The organism is Dendronalium phyllosphericum CENA369 (genome assembly GCF_016056275.1).
Taxonomy (GTDB): domain Bacteria; phylum Cyanobacteriota; class Cyanobacteriia; order Cyanobacteriales; family Nostocaceae; genus Dendronalium; species Dendronalium phyllosphericum.
The window spans coordinates 1-17,433 of the sequence record NZ_JAECZA010000091.1; the positions used below are offsets into that span (position 1 = coordinate 1).

General features: G+C 40.3%; 18 protein-coding genes and 1 pseudogene. 9 read left to right on the forward strand and 10 right to left on the reverse strand.

Annotated elements, in window-relative coordinates; genetic code table 11:
• Positions 1-493: transposase (locus I8752_RS18230; RefSeq protein ID WP_214433723.1), on the forward strand; the 493-nt coding region annotated here is incomplete at its 5' end.
• Between the two features lie 62 nt (positions 494-555).
• Entirely contained in the window at positions 556-960 is a 405-nt protein-coding gene (locus I8752_RS18235; RefSeq protein WP_214433724.1) for a hypothetical protein, read from the forward strand.
• Here the strand turns inward: I8752_RS18235 and I8752_RS18240 are convergent.
• The 4 genes and pseudogenes from I8752_RS18240 to I8752_RS18250 form a co-directional block, all read right to left on the reverse strand.
• A pseudogene (locus tag I8752_RS18240) lies at positions 957-1,893 on the reverse strand (IS5 family transposase). The gene I8752_RS18235 and the pseudogene I8752_RS18240 sit on opposite strands and share 4 nt — an antisense overlap.
• Before the next feature lie 60 nt (positions 1,894-1,953).
• A complete protein-coding gene (locus tag I8752_RS38090; protein ID WP_263985470.1) occupies positions 1,954-2,082 on the reverse strand; it encodes a hypothetical protein in 129 nt (42 codons plus the stop codon).
• A 207-nt stretch (positions 2,083-2,289) separates the two neighbouring features.
• Positions 2,290-2,712 carry a hypothetical protein gene (locus I8752_RS18245; protein ID WP_214433725.1) on the reverse strand — a complete coding sequence of 141 codons (423 nt, stop codon included), beginning with the start codon at positions 2,710-2,712 and terminating at the stop codon, positions 2,290-2,292.
• Positions 2,639-2,827, reverse strand: a complete 189-nt coding sequence (locus I8752_RS18250) for a hypothetical protein (RefSeq protein WP_214433726.1) — start codon at positions 2,825-2,827, stop codon at positions 2,639-2,641. Before I8752_RS18250 ends, I8752_RS18245 begins: the two co-directional genes overlap by 74 nt.
• A 270-nt stretch (positions 2,828-3,097) precedes the next feature.
• Here I8752_RS18250 and I8752_RS18255 point away from each other — a divergent pair, with 270 nt between their 5' ends.
• The 5 genes from I8752_RS18255 to I8752_RS18275 all read left to right on the forward strand — a co-directional run bounded on the left by I8752_RS18255 (position 3,098) and on the right by I8752_RS18275 (position 5,199).
• Positions 3,098-3,448, forward strand: a complete 351-nt coding sequence (locus tag I8752_RS18255; RefSeq protein WP_214433727.1) for a helix-turn-helix domain-containing protein — start codon at positions 3,098-3,100, stop codon at positions 3,446-3,448.
• Positions 3,449-3,563: 115 nt separating this feature from the next.
• Positions 3,564-3,755, forward strand: coding sequence for a hypothetical protein (locus I8752_RS18260; protein ID WP_214433728.1), 192 nt, complete (start codon positions 3,564-3,566; stop codon positions 3,753-3,755).
• Positions 3,752-4,051, forward strand: coding sequence for a hypothetical protein (locus I8752_RS18265; protein WP_214433729.1), 300 nt, complete (start codon positions 3,752-3,754; stop codon positions 4,049-4,051). The genes I8752_RS18260 and I8752_RS18265 overlap by 4 nt, the downstream gene beginning before the upstream one ends.
• Before the next feature lie 22 nt (positions 4,052-4,073).
• Complete coding sequence (locus I8752_RS18270; protein ID WP_214433730.1) at positions 4,074-4,973, forward strand: hypothetical protein; 900 nt, start codon at positions 4,074-4,076, stop codon at positions 4,971-4,973.
• Position 4,974: 1 nt separating this feature from the next.
• Complete coding sequence (locus I8752_RS18275) at positions 4,975-5,199, forward strand: hypothetical protein (protein WP_214433731.1); 225 nt, start codon at positions 4,975-4,977, stop codon at positions 5,197-5,199.
• A gap of 195 nt (positions 5,200-5,394) precedes the next feature.
• On the opposite strand, the gene I8752_RS18280 is transcribed toward I8752_RS18275, so the two are convergent.
• The 6 genes from I8752_RS18280 to I8752_RS18305 all read right to left on the reverse strand — a co-directional run bounded on the left by I8752_RS18280 (position 5,395) and on the right by I8752_RS18305 (position 16,121).
• Complete coding sequence (locus I8752_RS18280) at positions 5,395-8,031, reverse strand: CHAT domain-containing protein (protein ID WP_214433732.1); 2,637 nt, start codon at positions 8,029-8,031, stop codon at positions 5,395-5,397.
• 88 nt (positions 8,032-8,119) lie between these two features.
• A complete protein-coding gene (locus I8752_RS18285; protein WP_214433733.1) occupies positions 8,120-11,149 on the reverse strand; it encodes a two-partner secretion domain-containing protein in 3,030 nt (1,009 codons plus the stop codon).
• Positions 11,150-11,190: 41 nt separating this feature from the next.
• A complete protein-coding gene (locus I8752_RS18290; protein ID WP_318780862.1) occupies positions 11,191-12,003 on the reverse strand; it encodes a DUF928 domain-containing protein in 813 nt (270 codons plus the stop codon).
• Positions 11,996-14,347, reverse strand: coding sequence for a CHASE2 domain-containing protein (locus tag I8752_RS18295; RefSeq protein ID WP_214433734.1), 2,352 nt, complete (start codon positions 14,345-14,347; stop codon positions 11,996-11,998). The genes I8752_RS18290 and I8752_RS18295 overlap by 8 nt, the downstream gene beginning before the upstream one ends.
• A 20-nt stretch (positions 14,348-14,367) precedes the next feature.
• Positions 14,368-15,324 carry a DUF1822 family protein gene (locus tag I8752_RS18300; RefSeq protein WP_214433735.1) on the reverse strand — a complete coding sequence of 319 codons (957 nt, stop codon included), beginning with the start codon at positions 15,322-15,324 and terminating at the stop codon, positions 14,368-14,370.
• Between the two features lie 11 nt (positions 15,325-15,335).
• A complete protein-coding gene (locus tag I8752_RS18305) occupies positions 15,336-16,121 on the reverse strand; it encodes a hypothetical protein (RefSeq protein WP_214433736.1) in 786 nt (261 codons plus the stop codon).
• A 641-nt stretch (positions 16,122-16,762) separates the two neighbouring features.
• Between I8752_RS18305 and I8752_RS18310 the strand changes: the two genes are divergently transcribed.
• Both I8752_RS18310 and I8752_RS18315 read left to right on the forward strand, forming a co-directional pair.
• Entirely contained in the window at positions 16,763-17,218 is a 456-nt protein-coding gene (locus I8752_RS18310; RefSeq protein ID WP_214433737.1) for a PQQ-binding-like beta-propeller repeat protein, read from the forward strand.
• Positions 17,184-17,433, forward strand: a 250-nt coding sequence (locus I8752_RS18315; protein ID WP_214433738.1) for a transposase, incomplete at its 3' end; no start/stop codon positions are given. The genes I8752_RS18310 and I8752_RS18315, both read left to right, overlap by 35 nt.

Genomic DNA, 17,433 nt, shown 5'->3' on the forward strand with positions numbered 1-17,433 from the left:
GGGCAAACCTAACCTAGATGTAGAGTTTGGGCGGAAAGTCTGGTTAGATGAAGTTGATGGGGGAATTGTGAGTAATTATCGAGTATTAAAGGGAAACCCTCATGATACTCAACAATTAGTTTCCAGTTTAGACCAACATATAAAAAATTTTGGCTATCCCCCGAAACTAGTTTCTAGTGATAGAGGTGTTTACTCTCAAAGTAATGAAAACTATGCCCAAACACTAGGAATAAAACAAGTCATATTGCCGAAAGGAGGTTATCGAAGTAAGGAACGAATTCAGCATGAAAGGAAGAGAAATTTTAGAAAGGGTCGTCATTGGCATAACGGTGTAGAAGGACGTATTAGTTTTTTGAAAAGATGCTTTGGGTTTCAACGTTGTTTGTATAGAGGAGATATAGGATTTAAACGGTGGGTGGGCTGGGAAATAATCGCTCATAATTTGACTATTATCGGTCGAGTTTTAGTTTCTCAAGCTAGGAATGTTAACTAAACTACTATTTTTATACCCAGCTATAAATCACTTCATTAAGATTACTTTCTTTTACCAGATATTTGAATTTATCTAAGTTTCAGATTGTTGATATTATCGCTTTGCATATTATATTTTTTATCGAGCATTTAATATTAATTTTGTTTTATTTTATTTCCAGTTTCGCACCGCGAACTAGACTAAACTCCAGTTGGGAAAATGGTGATTATACTTATTCAGTTTCCTGGCGTGAAAGTTCCAATGAAGGGATGTACTTGAATATTTACAAAGGAGATAAGCAGATATTGCGTCGTCAACTAATAGCAGTTGCAGACAATGCAGTGTCTGTAGTTCCTACTAAATTAGTTACTTGGTGTAATGTAGTCAATATTAAATCTGGTCAACTGGCACTTCGTTATAGCCCGAATGGGCTTTGTTGCATGAAACAAAAAAAAGACACACCTTTGCCTGGTGAAATTGTGATTTAGTTTTCAATTTTGTAGCTATCGGGTTTGCCCAACTGGATCATGCGATTAAGGGCAGCACATTGCAAAAATAATTCAACGGCTTGATTGTCAAAAAATCGTCGTCTTAACTTGCCTCCAAAAATAATTTTGAGGCGAAACATAGCTGTTTCAGACAGCGAACGCCGATGATATCCGCTTTGTTGCTTCCATTGCTTGCGTCCAACTTGACGTATTGAGCGCAGATTCTCATCTCTTGGATGAGGAGGTGCTTTACGGTTACCATGTTGCTGAATCTTGGCGTTACTGCGCGGAGGAATAGTCGCTGTGGCACCTCGTTGTGCGATCGCATCGTAACAGTCGAATGTGTCATAGCCACCATCACTAGATAGTTGCTCTATCGGATGCTCAATCTGCTCCAACAAGTCAGGTAGTACCTCGCAATCAGCGACATCATTAGTAGTGACTACAGCAGCCAAAATCTCCCCGGTTCCCTCATCAACTCCTAAATGCAACTTGCGCTCCTTTCGCCGTTTACCAACCCCATGAGTGCGAACTTTCCACTCGCCTTCACCATAGACTTTGACACCAGTTGAATCCACTACTATATGAACAGCCTTGTCCTTTGGAACTACTGGCAGTTCTACCGACAACTTGCTTAAGCGTCTCGATAGGGTAGAGTGATCTGGCACTGTTAGTTCAATCCCCATGAGCATGAATAGCGATTCCAAAAACCCCTCGGCTTGCCGTCCTGGTAAATGAAACACTGATTGAATCGTTCCCATAGTGGCGATTGCCACATCAGAGTAATAATTCGATGCTCCCTTTCTCCCTGTTTTCTGCTGATTACGCCACTGCTCGATGACTTGTTCATTCACAAGCGAAAGTTATACTGCCTCGTCGCTTTAGTGCTGCATCATAGGCGTTCCAATTCTTAACTTTGTACTGGGCTTTCATCTTCATCTTTGGGCTAGGCGGCTAGAAAACATAGGCGATAGGTAAAATTTACCATTTTGCCTATTCACGCAACAACGCCATTTTTACTTGCTTCTGGCTTTGTAACAGCCATACCAACATTTTTAGCGTAATTAATTGTGTATTACTCAGGTACTTTTCTAAGATTTCTTGATAGAATTGGGGTAGCATTTATTTGTTTGGTCTTGTTAATTTGACGAGACCATTCTTTTTTACCATCAAACTGCTCCTTATTCGTAGCTGTCTAATAACCGCACAGTATTGTCAATAAGAACCATTTTTTTTGATAGGGTATCTTACTCGAATGCTTCTTCCTGTAATACTTTGGCTATTCTTGTCGCCCCTTCAATTGCTGGACTTTTCAATTATGAACTTGCTCTATTTTCTTGATTCGTGCAAGAGGTCTAATGAGATTTCTGAAATTGTGGGGACTTCTGGTACTTCAGCTAGCGCAAGTGGGTTGAGTGTTCCGTCTTTGTAATGCCATTCGATGAAGCGGTGGCATCTTGCGGGTGTAGTATCGCGGAACTTCTCTACACCATTGACCATCACTACCCAAGGTTGGGTTACGAATTCGCTGTGGTCGTAGGTGATGTATGCGATTAGTTGTTTGCCAGAGTAGACCTTGTAGTGGTTGGAGTTGATTACTACAGTAGTCAGTTCAGGAGCAATGGCTTGGGCTTGGTCTGCGATGAACTGGTCGAATTCGCCTTGGGCAATCTCTCGCTCATCTGTGGCAGGACGGGCGACTTTCTGGAGAATGCTTGCTTGGTGGTGAAGCGATCGCGCTAATCCATGCATCTTTACAACGTTTGTCGCTTACTTCGACTGTGCAGCCGATTTCGCTGTAGATGCGCTTTAGCTGGGCTAGGGATTTGGCGCGCAGCTGTTGTTGGCTATAAATTAGATGTGTCATTATATTGGTACTCCATCTGTATAGTGGATGTTTTGCAAAAGGCGACTGCGTAAGTTTTCCAGGCTCTAAGCAGTCGCTTTTTGTTTGAATTTAGCTTGTTTTGTACTACTTACCGTAGCACTATAGTTAGTAATTAACAATAGGCTTAAGCTGGCTTTTGTATTACCATTAGTAATGCTATTCTTAGTAACTATTCATATTACTTATGGATACACACGCCAAAGATAACCAACTGAAAGTAGTGCTACTGTAAGGAGTAAGAATTAGGAAATGCCTGTGCTTGTAAAACTGAAAAAGACGAGAGAAGCTAAAGGCTTATCTCAAAATGAACTAGCTAGAAAAACTGGCTACAGCCTTCAAAATATTCAAAAAATTGAACAAGGTAGAGCAGCATCGATTACATTTGATGCTTTGGGCAGATTTTGTGAAGTTTTAGAATGCCAGCCTGGAGATATTTTGGAGTGGCAGCCAGATAATGTTGATGACAAAACTCACAACTCATCCGATGAGATAGTGCTATCTACTGCTTCAGAGCAAGTAACTAGAAAAAGTGATGTGCCAAAATCTACTAAATCTCAAGCCCACATGGTTGTCATTGATAATAATAGAGGTGCAGCCTAACAAAGATTGCACAATAGCAAACTAAACATATAGCAGTAAAGGCAAAGCAACACCCAATGGGAGCAACTTTATAGATGATTATTAGCCTAAAGTTGCTATTAAAAAGTAAAAGAGAATGACTGAAAGCGAATCAAATCAGGACAAAATACCCACCAAACAGACACAGCCAACTGAGCAAGTTACTAATTATGATTGGCGCGATCCGTCAAAACCTCGAAATCCTGAAGATGATGTAATTGTGGATGGCTGGCGGCGACGTGCAGATGGCACTTTTGAGAAAGTTGAACAGAAAGAGGCAGAGCAATGACATCTTTTATATGCGACCAAATTATAGATTTTGAAGCCACTCACGCTTATGAAGCTCAAGATATTGAAAGGCTTATAGAGCAAGTACAAACATCTTTGGCAGAGATGGAGGGGCGTAAAGTAGTAGTTTTACTAAGAGATGCTCATTATCTGACTACCAGAGCGTTTGTTATTCTTTATAACTATATTCGAGAACCATTCTCGACTAATGCCGTGTTTGTGCTGGTTTCTGGTGATAAATCGAGAATATTTCCCCCTTTACTGAATTTAATAGAGCATCGACAACAAGCGGCTTAAATGTGGGGGTTGAGGTGGATTCATGGACAAATCATTCCGTAAGCGCAACAAAGCCACCTCTGCTACATCACAAAATCCAGAATCCCCCAACTCAGACCTCGCTCCTTCAGGAGATCCAGCTTCAGCAATCATTGATGTTCCTGCTGTTGAAGTACCTGAATTAACCGAACAGGAACAACACGATCGCCTATTCCTGGAGCGAAAAGTTGAGAGAGCGTTTTTTGAGGCGGGTAAGGCTCTGGCAGAGTTACGCGATCGCAGGTTATACAGATCCACCCACCGCACATTTGAAGAATACTGCCGTGATAGATTTGGGCATAGTCGGCAACAGTCAAATTATTTGATTGCCGCAGCTGGTGTTTACGAAAATCTGACAACCAATGGTTGTCAAATTCTGCCAACGAGTGAACGACAAGTTAGACCCTTGGTTGCTTTGACGGTGGAGGAACAACTTACTTGTTGGCAGTCCGCAGTCAAAGAAGCTGGCGGCAAAGTACCATCAGGTCGCATCGTCAAAGATGTCGTGCAACGGATAATGGAACGCACCAGAGTACCCAACACCTACGAGTTAGGTGAGGTGTGCCAAATCTTAGCCAAGTCTAATCCAGAACTCAGGGGTAAGGGCGGCTGTTGGGCAATTGTCTCTCAAGTGAATGATTTTAGCTGTACTGTGAGGCTATGGAATGGAGAATTGACGGTTGGGGTGCAGCATCTCAAGTCTTTTGAGTATCTGCCTGATGAATGCCAGCAGATGCAGAAGATGTGCGATCGCATCAATAGGGTGTATTCGAGGGGACTGGAGGAGACAGTCAAAAATCTGTTGCAGTCATTGGGGAAGTTGAATCGTCCTTATCTTACGGCGGTGGAAGAGAAGTTGTTAAGTTTAATAGAAACAGAATATAGAGTTACTGATGGAGGATAAAATGAGCGTAAATTACCCAGAATTACACGTTGATTGGATAGTTGATTTAAGGCATAGAATGAAGTTGAACTACGAAACTGTAGAAAACTTTGCAGACAGCAATAAATTAAATTACCTTGACTGTTTTTGGTTTTTCAAAGGTAATCCTGTTGTGGAAGAGTCTTTCAAAGGAATCTGTGATGTATTAAATTGCGACTGGGAAAAGGTACAACTTCCACATATCTAGCAGATGCTCTCGATCTGCGATTGCATTTCACGGGTGTATTCCAGTAGGTTGGAGGAATCGGTGCAGAGGTTTTTGGAGTCGTTGGGGAAGCTGAAGCAGGCTTATTTGACCCAGTTAGAGGAGAAAGTGTTGAGGTTTCTACTGTTGCTATGGCATAGCGATAGGAAATGAAGCTAAAAGGTTTCATCTAAATAATTACAACCAATTACCGATAAGAACGTAAGGTGCCCAAAAATATGGACGATTTTCTTTGGCTAAAATCGCAAGTTGGGCGCGTTGTAGTGCTTGAGACTTAGTTACTCCAGCATCCAATTGTCGGTATAATTCACCCATAAAATCGCTAATAGATTCATCATCTACTGTCCACAAAGTTGCTAGGGTACTGCGTGCGCCCGCCCGCACTGCTACTCCAGCTAATCCCAAAGCGGCTCGTTTATCGCCTGTGGCAGTTTTACAGGCACTAAGGACGAGTAATTGAATTGTTCCTTGTCGGCTTTCACCCTTAGCTTTGAGTAAATTATCTAGCTCTCTAACCTTCAATAAGCTATCCCAGGTAAGAATATAGGTTTGTTCGATGTCTGAACTAAATTGCCCGTGAGTAGCTAGATGCACTACTGAAAAGGAAGTAGATTGAATTTGCTTTTGCAGATTAGCTTTAGTGAACTCCTGATTTAAGAGTTCTTTACTCGATCTAACTTCAGATTGGACTAGTTTTAATTCTTGTGTGACATTAGAGAGTTCGGGAAATGATTTACCTTCAATCAAGCGTTCTTGCTCAACCCCTGCAATTAAAGCGTTTAGCCGCACGTTATGTAAAGGTTTAGGATCGAGAAGTTGTAGTCCGGGCATTAAAGAAATAGCATATTTTTCTATCAGATATTTCTGCTGTTGTCGATCGTAAAGAATTGCCATTGGAATATTTCGCAAAGAACCATCCAATACAAATACTAGGGATGTGATATCTGCATTTGCTAAATCTGATTCAATAGGTTTAATTAACCAATCATATAGCTGTTGCGAATGCTGCTTAACATCCGGCTCCCGGCTAGCAATGGGTAAATCCTTCTGTAGTTGTTCTACAGTATTTTCTAATACATCTTTAGGGACTTTTATTGTTTTATGGAAGATTGCATCTTGTCCTGGCAATCTAATAATAATTTCTAGTCGGCGATCTAAAATAATTGGATAGATAACAGCTGTAGATTTTTCTTTTTCAACTAATTTATCAAGGTCAATTCTTGGTAACAAGCAAGGCGAACGAAAGAAGTTATCTAATTCTGCTAACTGGAGAGATTCGATTACCTGACGAGCTTGAATGACATTATCTGACTTTTGAAAAGTATTTTCTGGAAGTTGCAACAGTAAGTCAACGTACTGTCGATATATGGGTTCTATGCTCTCGCGGAAAGAAAATTGTACGTCAGGATTAATCGCAACTAAATCATTACGAAGGGATTTGAGGGCATTGTAAGCTCGATTATAAGCAGCTGTTGCTGCTGAGATATCGGATTGCTTTTGCAGTATCCGTCCCATCTGCCAATGCCATTGATAAGCAATGTCTTGAGCATCAAGAGATTCGGCTTTTACCAAAGCTTGCTGTGTCAGGGTATGAGCATCAGCCAGTTGTCCGCTTTGTTCGTACAGTCCGCCAAGAGTACCAAGGGCATAAGACTCGCTTCGTTCATCTTTTAAACTGTTAGCTACTTGGACAGCTTGCGCTAGAATTTTAGCAATATCTTTTGGTCCAACTGAGTTCTGTATCATTTTGCTCAGACTTTGAGCAAAGTTAATTCGGTAGTTAACACCTGTCCGACTTGGAGGCAAACTGTCTATCTGAGACTGAATTTGCGGTAATAATGCCTTTGCTGTGCTAAATTCTTTTTGCTCTACCAATAGTCTTAATAAATTGAGTTGAGCTTGTAGGCGTACAGTAGGTTTAATTGATGCAATCTGTGCTGCCTTTTGATAGTACTGAATTGCTGTTTGAGTGTAATCTTTGGCGCTGCTTGAGTTACCCAAACTAAATTGAGCGTATATTTGAGCGCGGGCTGTATTACCTAAACTAAGTAAAGCACTGCTTTGAGCGATCGCATCTTTCACTACTCTAGCCACAGAATAACTTTCTTCGAGAACGAGGTGCGAATCGTTTAAATAACCCAAACTTCGCAGAACATTTCCTAAGCTATATAATCCTTTAGCTTTTATAGGAGAATTTGGTTGATTTTTGAGAACTTTTCGGACTGAGATTAATGTTTTATCTGCTTGAAGATAATTTCCCAAAGCTTGCATTGCTTGGGCTTGATTAACACGATTGCGAATTAGTGCAGATATATCATCTAAGCGTTGATAAATTTTAGCTGCTGATTGCCAAGTATTCAGGGCTGCTTCAGTTTGCCCCTGTGCTAATTCCAACCCACCTCGAACATCTAAAGCTTGGGCAAAAACTTGCGCTTGCTGTTGTAAAGAATCTGAATCTTTGAGAGTTTGTAATAGTTTAATACTTTGTGTAATGGCTTCAGTTGCCTCTTGCCAGCGTCCTAATTGCTGGTAGGTTAAAGCAAGATTGCTTAAAGCTATAGCTTCATTAAATACATCATTAGTATCTTGAAATTCAGCTACTGCTTTTTTAAGAAGTTCTACCCCTTGCACAAACTGTCCCGCTTCATAAAGTGCTTGACTTTGCTGCACCAGGCTAGAAGTCTGGGTTGGGTTGACAGCAGACGTGGTTGCTAAAACAGAATCAAATCCGATTTGAGATTTTGCAAATCCTGCCGTTAAATAATTAGATGAATCAAAAAAATACGGTAAAAACGTACAGAGTGATGCAGTCAATAATGCTATAAAAAAATGCTTGAAAAATTTCATAATTTGTCAGGCTGTTGAACAACACAAGCAAGACACTGCCAAAGGATGAGTAATTTTAGCTACTATGACACCCAACAGTGTTGTGTGTGAAACTGTGAGAAGTAGCAGTCGATGAACTAGCACTGAGAACTATTTGTCCTTTGGCATTTAGCGTCATAACTGTGGCTTCAACAATGGGTTTGGCAGTGAAGGTAGTTAATTTACTGGTAACAGGTGGTATGGAACGATTGTTGTTGATGAATTTAACAGACACCCAATCTATATGAGGCGCATCAGGAGTGAGAATGTCTTTGGGATTAGGTGGTAAACCGCCGCGTCCGGCGATGACAAATCGGTTTTGGGCATAATCTGGACTGTTGCAGGCTTGAGCCACCTGAGTGTCAACTGGTATTGTTGGCAATGTAACTAAGCCACTATTGGGGTCAATATCTGGGATGTTGAGTTCTACAGTGCCTTGTGTACCAAACTCTGAACTAGCAGTGATGTCACTTAAGGGAGTTTTACTTTTACGGAACTTAATACCATAAATGCCATTTGCTTGAATATTCACTCTCCCACCAGTGCCTCTAACAGCATTGGCGGTAATGTCGCTATTTTCTCTTGGGACAGCAACGATAAAACCGTTAGGAATATTAATGGTGATGTTGCCACCATCACCTCCAAACTTCTCCTGGCCTGCATTGGTAGTGATTTGACTGCGATCGCGTAATAATAATAACTTTTGCAGGTTGAGAGTGATATTACCACCAGTATTACTGCGAGTTGCGGCAGAGATTGTGCCTCGATCTAGTGTGAGGAAGCCTGCTGCCAGTTGGATATTACCGCCAGTACCTTCTGCCTGACTGTTAACGCCAATTTGAGCACCGTTGGTAACTTTTAGTGAGCCTGTGGTAATTAATACATCTCCAGCGTTGCCCTTTCCTGTAGGGTTGACTCGGCTGTATGCCCCACTGTAAGATCCATCCTTACCTTCACCATCAAACTTGATAGCATCTCTAGCAAAAATACTGACACTGCCTGCACCCCCTATTCCAAACGTATCAGCACTCAATTGAGCACCATTGGTAACTTCTAGTGAGCCTGTGGTAATCGATACACCCCCGGCTTCGCCCTTTCCTGTAGGGTTGACTCGGCTGTATGCCCCACTGTAAGATCCATCCTTACCTTCACCATCAAACTTGATAGCATCTCTAGCAAAAATGCTGACACTGCCTGCCTTCCCTATTCCAAACGTATCAGCACTCAATTGGGCACCATTGGTAACTTCTAGTGAGCCTGTAGTAATCGATACACCTCCGGCTTCGCCATTTCCTGTATAGCCGACTCTGCTGTAAGCTCCACTGTTTAATCCTTTCTTACTTTCCCCATCAAACTTGATAGCATCTGTGGCAGTAATGCGGACACTGCCTGCTTTCCCTTTTCCTCTAGTACTGGCGTTCAGTTGGGCACCATTGATAACTGCTAATGAGCCTGTGGTAATTAATACATCTCCGGCGTTGCCCTCTGCTCCACGGTTGACTAGGCTGAATGCCCCACTGTTTAATCCTTTCTTACTTTCCCCATCAAACTTGATAGCATCTGTGGCAGTAATGCGGACACTGCCTGCATTCCCTTTTCCTCTAGTACTAGCACTCAGTTGGGCACCATTGGTAACTTCTAGTGAGCCTGTAGTAATCGATACACCTCCGGCTTCGCCGTTTCCTGTAGAGCCGACCCTGCTGTATGCCCCACTGTTAAATCCATCCTTATCTTCACCATCAAACTTGATAACATCTGTGGCAGTAATGGTAACACTGCCTGCATTCCCTTTTCCAAACGTATTGGCACTCAGTCGGGCACCATTGATAACTTCTAGTGAGCCTGTGGTAATCGATACATCTCCGGCGTTGCCCTCTGCTCTAGGGTTGACTAAGCTGAATGCCCCACTGTTAGATCTATCTTTACCTTCACCATCAAACTCGATCGCATCTGTGGCAGTAATGCTAATACTACCTGCATCCCCTTTTCCTAAAGTACCGGCACTCAGTCGGGCACCATTGGTCGCTTTTAGTGAGCCTGTGGTAATAAATACACCTCCAGCTTTACCCTCCCCGTTTTTTTCTACTGTGCTATTAACGAAACTGTTATCCAAGGAGACAGTATCGGTAGCATTAATTTTAATATCTCCTGCTATAGCCGTTGCTGTACCCAAACCTGACTTAATCCCAGCGAAAAGGTGACTTTGTTGTTTTAAATCTAAATTCCGAGCATTGACTGTAATTGAGCCTCCCCCACCAGCACGCACATCCACAACTGCGCCATTACTTAAAGAAATATCGGCTGTTGGTACACCATTGGGGACACTCAAACTTAGGTCTTGACTATCAACATTTAATCCCACAGTCCCTTTACCAGAAACTCCTGCCAATTCTACTAGCCCACCTAAAGCATTCAACGAGCCACCATCAAGGATGATATCTCCACCCACTAACAATAAACTTCGCCCATCTGGGACTCTTAGCCCTTTGAGATTATTTCCCGCATTGATGGTTGATCTGTTCTCAATTCTGGCAGCTTGCAGTTGATTGAAAAATAGTGCAGAAAGATTGATTGTTAGTAACTCAGAGGGAGGTTGGGGATTGGTGGCGCTGAAGGTACTACCATCGCTCCATTTGAAACTGCTGGCTGTGGTTGCTAAAAATGAACCACCAATATCTAATCGTGCATTTGAGCCAAAGATAATGCCATTGGGATTAAGCAGAAATAGGTTAGCTGTGCCGTTAGCCCGAATTAAACCATCAATATTAGAGATTGAGCCACCTGTGACTCTAGTAATGATATTTTGAATATTTAAAGCGTTATTAAAATAAGCAGTGCCACCATTTGGAACGGAAAACTCGCTAAAACTGTGAAACAAATTACTTCCTGCTTGCGTTCCTTTGGTAATACTAAAGGTGTTTCCATGCCTTGCAACGTTAGAGTTATTAGCTAAGGTATTATCTGGGGTAATTTGAGCGAAAACCCGAGCTGGCAAACAAGCGATTAACACACTTGCCACTATCAAACGACTACACCAACACCGCCAATTTTGAGTTATTGCTAACATAGCATCCTCAATCAATCAGTAACTCCACTGCATGACTAGTCTTATTTTTCCAAGTTGTAATGCTGTACAATTGGCTCTTGAGCAATGTCTTGTAAGCCAACTGCATTTAATAAGTCAACCCAATCTTTGTCAATCGTTGCATTCTGAGGATTAATGTGGCGTTGTTGACCTAAATTAGTCAAGGTATCGTACCAAATATTATTAGCATTATAAACAATGTACTCTTTTGGTTTTGCTGACTTCAACTGACTATCAAGAGCCTCTGTCAGCACTTGCCTTTGCACAAACCCATCTACATAAAAATTGTCAGATGTTTTTTCTGGATCGCCGCAATAAATATGAAAGTACCAGTGATATTTTTTATCTGCTTTTAAAAAATATTGGGGTTGTGCTGGCAAAGTAATGCTGATAATTCCTGCTTTTCCAACCAAAGTTAGAGGTGTTCGATAGACATTCTGTGCATCTTTACCATCTAGCACTTGTAACACGAATTCTCCATAACGCGTGGTTTGTGCTAGTTGGGGAACATAAAACCAAAAAGTTGGATTCTCTGTTACTGTTGATGCCAAGACTGATTTTTCTCCATCACCAGGTACTAAAGCAGTCAACTGTGTAAGATTGCTAGGACAATCAGGACTACGCCCAGCTCCTGCTCTGCGCCGACCTGTGGGTGCGCCGTTTCTAGGCAATTTCGGTTGCTTAAAAGATTGGAAGGGTGAATTTTTAACGGTATTTTGAATCGAATTTGTCAGTTGTGCCTGCACTGGTTGCGAGTAATTCATCAAACCAATAAACACCAAAGGAATTATGCAAGCGCGTTGAATTGGTTGGTAAAGTAACTTTTTTTTAATCACGATTGAAATTGCGAAGATGCGAATGTCTAAACCATGAGATTACCATTATTTGGGTAGCTAGTAACGCTAATACCGAGGGGATAAATGGCACCCATCCAGCTAGTGCAAAAATACTAAAACATAGCCCAAACACTGTTAAAAGTGTAATGATTACCGCTACTCCCAAGTGCAGCGGTTTTGAATAATACCACGCTGTAATACCTCCTAATAATGACCATCCCCATATCCAAAGTGCCTCCACCCATCCAGACCACCACCACAATAAAGGTCTGCGGTCTAAAACTGCACTAAGAATTTGACTTAGCATCTGTGCCTGTACGAACACCCCCGGTGTTTGCTTTTGCTTGAGTTTGGCATCAGAACTGAAAGGTGTTTTCCAATAATCATTTGTATTAGTGGGGGCAGAAAGACCAATCATCACAATGCGGTCTTTGAGTAATTGAACTGATTCTAATGGGATTTTTTCATCTAACACATCTCTCAAACTAACTTGCTCGGCAATTTTTTCTACAGACTTAAGAGAACGATAATTTAATAATATTTGATAACCAGATGCATCTACTTTTTGATAACCGCTGGTGTGTTCGTTTAATTGCTCAAATACAATATCACCAATCTGTAAATCACCTGATTTTGTCACACTTGATGTTTTGCTTTCTTTATCTAAATAATGAAGTGCTAGTTGGAGATTAAAAGCATATTCTGTAGTACATAGAGATGTTGGAGGAGGAGTCAAATGTAAAAGCTGGCGACGAGCAATATCTTCATTATCTGCAACAAAATCACTAAAACTTAAACGTTCTCTTAAAACTTTAGAAGGTGGCGGAATTCCATCACTATCGCCATCATCATCAGTCGTAGCAACTTTGCACACAAAAAATAGACTATTATCTTTCTGAAAACGATTAGCTAAACTCGGATATTTTGGATCTACAATTCCATCACGATAAATATCTAAACCGATAGTTCTTGGTTGATATTTATTTAATTTTTCTAATAGTTGAGCAAGGGCTTGATCGGATAATGACCAGCGCATTTGCATTCCTTTATTGATTTGGTACTGAATATCTGCTTCATCAATTGTAATAATTAAAATCCGCTCGTCAGGCTTTTCGGTGACAAGATGCGATCGCAACTGCATAAAATGGTCAAAAGCCTGTAATTCTGACGTTTGCAGATAACCCCAATACCGCACCCCTATGACTAAACTTGTCACCAACAAGCTTGTTAGCAATATTACTAAAATACTTTTGGTAGTGAGCATCTTGCGGTGCAACTGCCAAGTCATTGGCGCTGTTAAGGGATTTTGGCAAATTACTGGTAACCAAGTTGCACAAGGATATTCATCTTCTATTCCTTCGAGCCTTTTGCGCGCCTCGCGCAGTGCAGAGTATAGTGATTGTCCACTAGAAAATTCACCTAAAAAATGTTTTAAAAATTCCTGTGCTACCAAGTCTGGGACTGGTTCGCGCATAACAATGACTTGAGGAATGTGTAAATCTTCTAACGCTTCTGCTAAACCTAAACCATCACAGGAATTGAAAATTGCCAACTGCAATCCACTCTCAATTGCCTTCTTGAGTCCATGTTTTAATTTATCGAGAGTAATTGTTGTTGTTTGATTAATTTGCAGAATTCCTCTTTCTTGACTAGAACTATGTCCAGCAAAAAATAGAATATTCCAACCTTTTCCCCAAAGTTCGTTACTTAACTCTTTTCGTTGTGGCTCAATTAAGAAATTTATTTGAGCTTGGTTTGATAATTTTTCTAATAAATACTTATCTTTACTAATATCAATTCCTTGATTATTACCAAAAATCGCTAAAATTTTGATTTTTTTCGGAATATATACTTTATTTAATCTTTTTGGCTCTAAGGTACTAAGTGCAACTTCAGCATTCGGATAATCATCAAAAAAGTTCCACAAATGCCAAGGAAGTCGCCGGAGTAAGTTATCAGAAGTTGCTATTATAAAGCAAATTTCTTCCTTTGGATTTAATTGCGTGCGTAATTTTTGGTCTATTTTGCGAAATTGCTCACAATTAAGCCAAATATTAATTTTAGATGATAATTGCTGACATAATTCGTTAAACTCAACTTCGGAAAAATTTGTTTGATCGCTATCTTCGATTTCCAGACGAATCCACCAACCATAGTGACGGTAGAGAGCAGAGTATAGGATTTGCCAATTTCGATAAATTTGAGAAATTTCTGGCGCTGCTGGTAAACTCCCGCGAAATTCCATCATACGTAGGTCATTTGTCAACCCAAGTTGCACTGTGACATCAGGAAAGCCTTTATGCAGGTCGCCTTTACCCAAATTTAAGATAACTAATTTACTCATTACACTCCGACAAAAAAGTGTCAGATGACAAAGGTCTCCTTGATTGTCAAATTACCATTAAATACTTGAATATTAAAGCTTTCTCCAGAATTCCCTCGAAATCGTTTTAATTGAATAAAGTTATCATTGCTTCGGGATACAACTTCTTGAAGAATCTCTCCTGATTCTGTTTGTAAATACAGTTTCAGGTTAGATGGTAGATAAGTTTTTTCACCCATTGGATGCAGCTGTACTAGTACTTCTACTTTTTGTTCGGGTAATGGTGCGATCGCTACTATTAACGCTAGTGGTTCATTTCCCACTCGTAGGCCTAAATCTATTACTCTTGCTCGTGCCACACTAACTTTACTCAAAGAGGAAACACTTCTTAACGCAAACTTTTTCTCGTCTATACTGGCGAAAATTTCTTCTAAAGCCATCCAACTATTTTCAAACAGATTCTCGAACCATTGACTTAAGTTCACCCGTGTTTGGCTCGCACTTGCAGGCTGAACAACAGCTTCCGGAATACAGTCAAAGAGCAAATTAAGGGGTTTGAGGCTTGTTAGTGGTATTTGCTCGCAAGCATCAGAAATAGTAACTGTTCTAATAAATCCCAGCAACTGCACTTCCTGAAGGCGTTCGCTAAATTGAACAGCCACATAACCAATCCTGTTTTGTATCACTTCAGGAGGTAAGTAAATTGCCGTTTCTCCAGGTTGAACTGGACGACACTCTAGTTTACCAATGTTAGGAATAACTAAATCGGCAATATCAAATAAAGCTCGTTTCAGGGGATGCCAACTATCACCTTTCTCTAAAGCTGTATCAATTTGCAACCATTTCAAGTAATTATAAACAGCATAAACTGCTAGTGTATTTAAATAGATTTGTTTGCCTTTTTGAGGTGTGGTTTGTTCCACAGCAAACTGGCGGGCAATGGTATGAGCTTCTTGTCCGAGTTGAATTTTTAAAGCGAGCGTTTCTGTGCTACTCATGGTTGTGATTGTTAATTAGATTCATATCCAAGTTTAATGGCAACTTCTTGCAACAAAGGTATTGCTTTTAATTTCCAATGAGATACCAGAGTTTGGTAATTGATTTGGTTCTCACGAGCAATATCAGCAAGTGTGTCTGGTGGGTTTTTAAAGATGAACAGCAATCTTTGGCTTAGTACTTGACAGTTGCATTCGGGATGTTTGCGAGGATAGCAATTTTGTAGTTGCTTATCTGGGTCTTGCTCAATGTAAAGTGCTATGTTGCTTACCAGACTTTGTTGTGACTGCTGCTGTAAACTTTCCAAATAAATTTCTAGTCCGCTCAAAATATATGGATTAGCTGGTGTTCCTAATAGTTGTCCTTGTTCTGACACTCGTTCCAACCAAGTTGTTATTTCTCCATCCGCATCTAAAATGCTTTCATTCAAGGACAAATGAGATTTTTTTCTCACAGGGAGAGATGGTGAATTTAAATCTTTGATGCGCCAGTAAAGGTAGTTTTTGATCCATCTGATTAAATCATCTCCAACTGAAGATGTACGTGGTTGAAAGTTTCTCACATTTTGGCTGAACCACTCTAAAGTTTGGTTCAAGGCATCTAAAAAATAATCGGGGCAGTCTATACTTGAGTATTTTCTAAATTCTGGTAGCCCCTGAATTAAAATCAGAAGCCGACTCATAGCTTTTCGCCATGCTCGGCTGCCATCTGGGTGTTGGCATACTGTTGCAATCAATTGGCACAGGCGTTCATCCCGATCGTACATAAAAGCTTTGACCAAAAAAAGTACAGTAGACACGAGACAACAGCATAATAATAAGCATCGCTTTATTTGACCTTACTTATATATCAGTCAGTCATCAAAAAATTATGAAAACTTTTTAATTGTGCTTATTCCTCCTTAAGATCCAGTGTAAAAGCAGATAAGAGAGATTATTCAGGCAAGTTGGCTAAAGTGTTGCATTTTTCATAGTTATTCAACTTTCCACTGATATAAGATTAGAGGCTGGAATTTGAAAGAGGTTTTGAAAACTTGTTACCAATTTATTTATAAGTTTTTAATATCGAAGTTTGTACTTTGATTTACGCTCACTATTTATCTGGGGTAATTAGCTTTATTTTATATATTTGAATTTACTTTTCGATTTTTATTAACAATCAAGATGCGGTTGCCTAGTAAATACCGCAATGCCTCTGGATTGTTCTATATCGAGGGTGTGCGTAAATTTATCAAATTAATTGTTAATATTTGCCTTTGATAATTACCATGTTTTCTGAGTTTTTGATTTGACCAACTTCTTCACTTATCAGCATGACTTCAGAAGAACTGAGCTTATCTACTTACATTTTGGTAAACTATCAGCAATTATGGCTTTTTTACAAGTATACAACAGAGCCATAACAGAAGGTCTTTAGTAGTAGCAGTGGAGCTTGGTAATTGTGACAGTAAGTTATTTATTTGGCAAACGAGCTATTAGAATTTTTACGATGGCATTGACACTTGTTATGCCAACCATTGTTAGCCGTGCTGATGAAAGTCAGTGGAAGTTTGATAGCCAGTGGAAGTTTGGTGACCAATGGAAGTTTGGTGACCAATGGAAGTTTGGTGGACAGAACTTAAACAATACCCGTAATCAAGCGGCTGAGAGATATCTCAAACCAGAGAACGTAGCTTCCTTGTCTCCCAAATGGGTTTTTACTACAGGTGGTGATATATCAGCGACACCAGCGGTAGTAAATGGAGCTATATACCTGCCTGACTGGGCGGGAAACTTGTTCCCGGATTTCTCACAAAAAGATAAAAAAGGGGTCAAAAACTGCGAGAATGTATATATAGCAAGGATTTCAGCAGTTATAAAGCATGACCCCATCTTCAACAAAACAGTTGAAATTTGAGCAACAAAAATCGCTGCCAGTAATAGTCAATTTTCAGGGTGGACAAGTAACATCAGATGCAGGATTAAGCTTGATTGCTGAAATAGACAGAAAATTGCAAATCACATCACAGTTTGCACAATGTTTCCAAGATTACCGAAAAAAAAATCGGATTGACCATTCAGTAGAGAGTTTAATTAAACAACGAATATACGGGCTGGTCATGGGGTATGAAG

Coding starts and splice junctions, on each gene's coding strand:
- I8752_RS38090 (WP_263985470.1), bottom strand. CDS start 2,082: ATGCTACCCCAATTCTATCAAGAAATCTTAGAAAAGTACCTGAGTAAT.
- I8752_RS18245 (WP_214433725.1), bottom strand. CDS start 2,712: ATGCATGGATTAGCGCGATCGCTTCACCACCAAGCAAGCATTCTCCAG.
- I8752_RS18250 (WP_214433726.1), bottom strand. CDS start 2,827: ATGACACATCTAATTTATAGCCAACAACAGCTGCGCGCCAAATCCCTA.
- I8752_RS18255 (WP_214433727.1), top strand. CDS start 3,098: ATGCCTGTGCTTGTAAAACTGAAAAAGACGAGAGAAGCTAAAGGCTTA.
- I8752_RS18260 (WP_214433728.1), top strand. CDS start 3,564: ATGACTGAAAGCGAATCAAATCAGGACAAAATACCCACCAAACAGACA.
- I8752_RS18265 (WP_214433729.1), top strand. CDS start 3,752: ATGACATCTTTTATATGCGACCAAATTATAGATTTTGAAGCCACTCAC.
- I8752_RS18270 (WP_214433730.1), top strand. CDS start 4,074: ATGGACAAATCATTCCGTAAGCGCAACAAAGCCACCTCTGCTACATCA.
- I8752_RS18275 (WP_214433731.1), top strand. CDS start 4,975: ATGAGCGTAAATTACCCAGAATTACACGTTGATTGGATAGTTGATTTA.
- I8752_RS18285 (WP_214433733.1), bottom strand. CDS start 11,149: ATGTTAGCAATAACTCAAAATTGGCGGTGTTGGTGTAGTCGTTTGATA.
- I8752_RS18295 (WP_214433734.1), bottom strand. CDS start 14,347: ATGAGTAAATTAGTTATCTTAAATTTGGGTAAAGGCGACCTGCATAAA.
- I8752_RS18300 (WP_214433735.1), bottom strand. CDS start 15,324: ATGAGTAGCACAGAAACGCTCGCTTTAAAAATTCAACTCGGACAAGAA.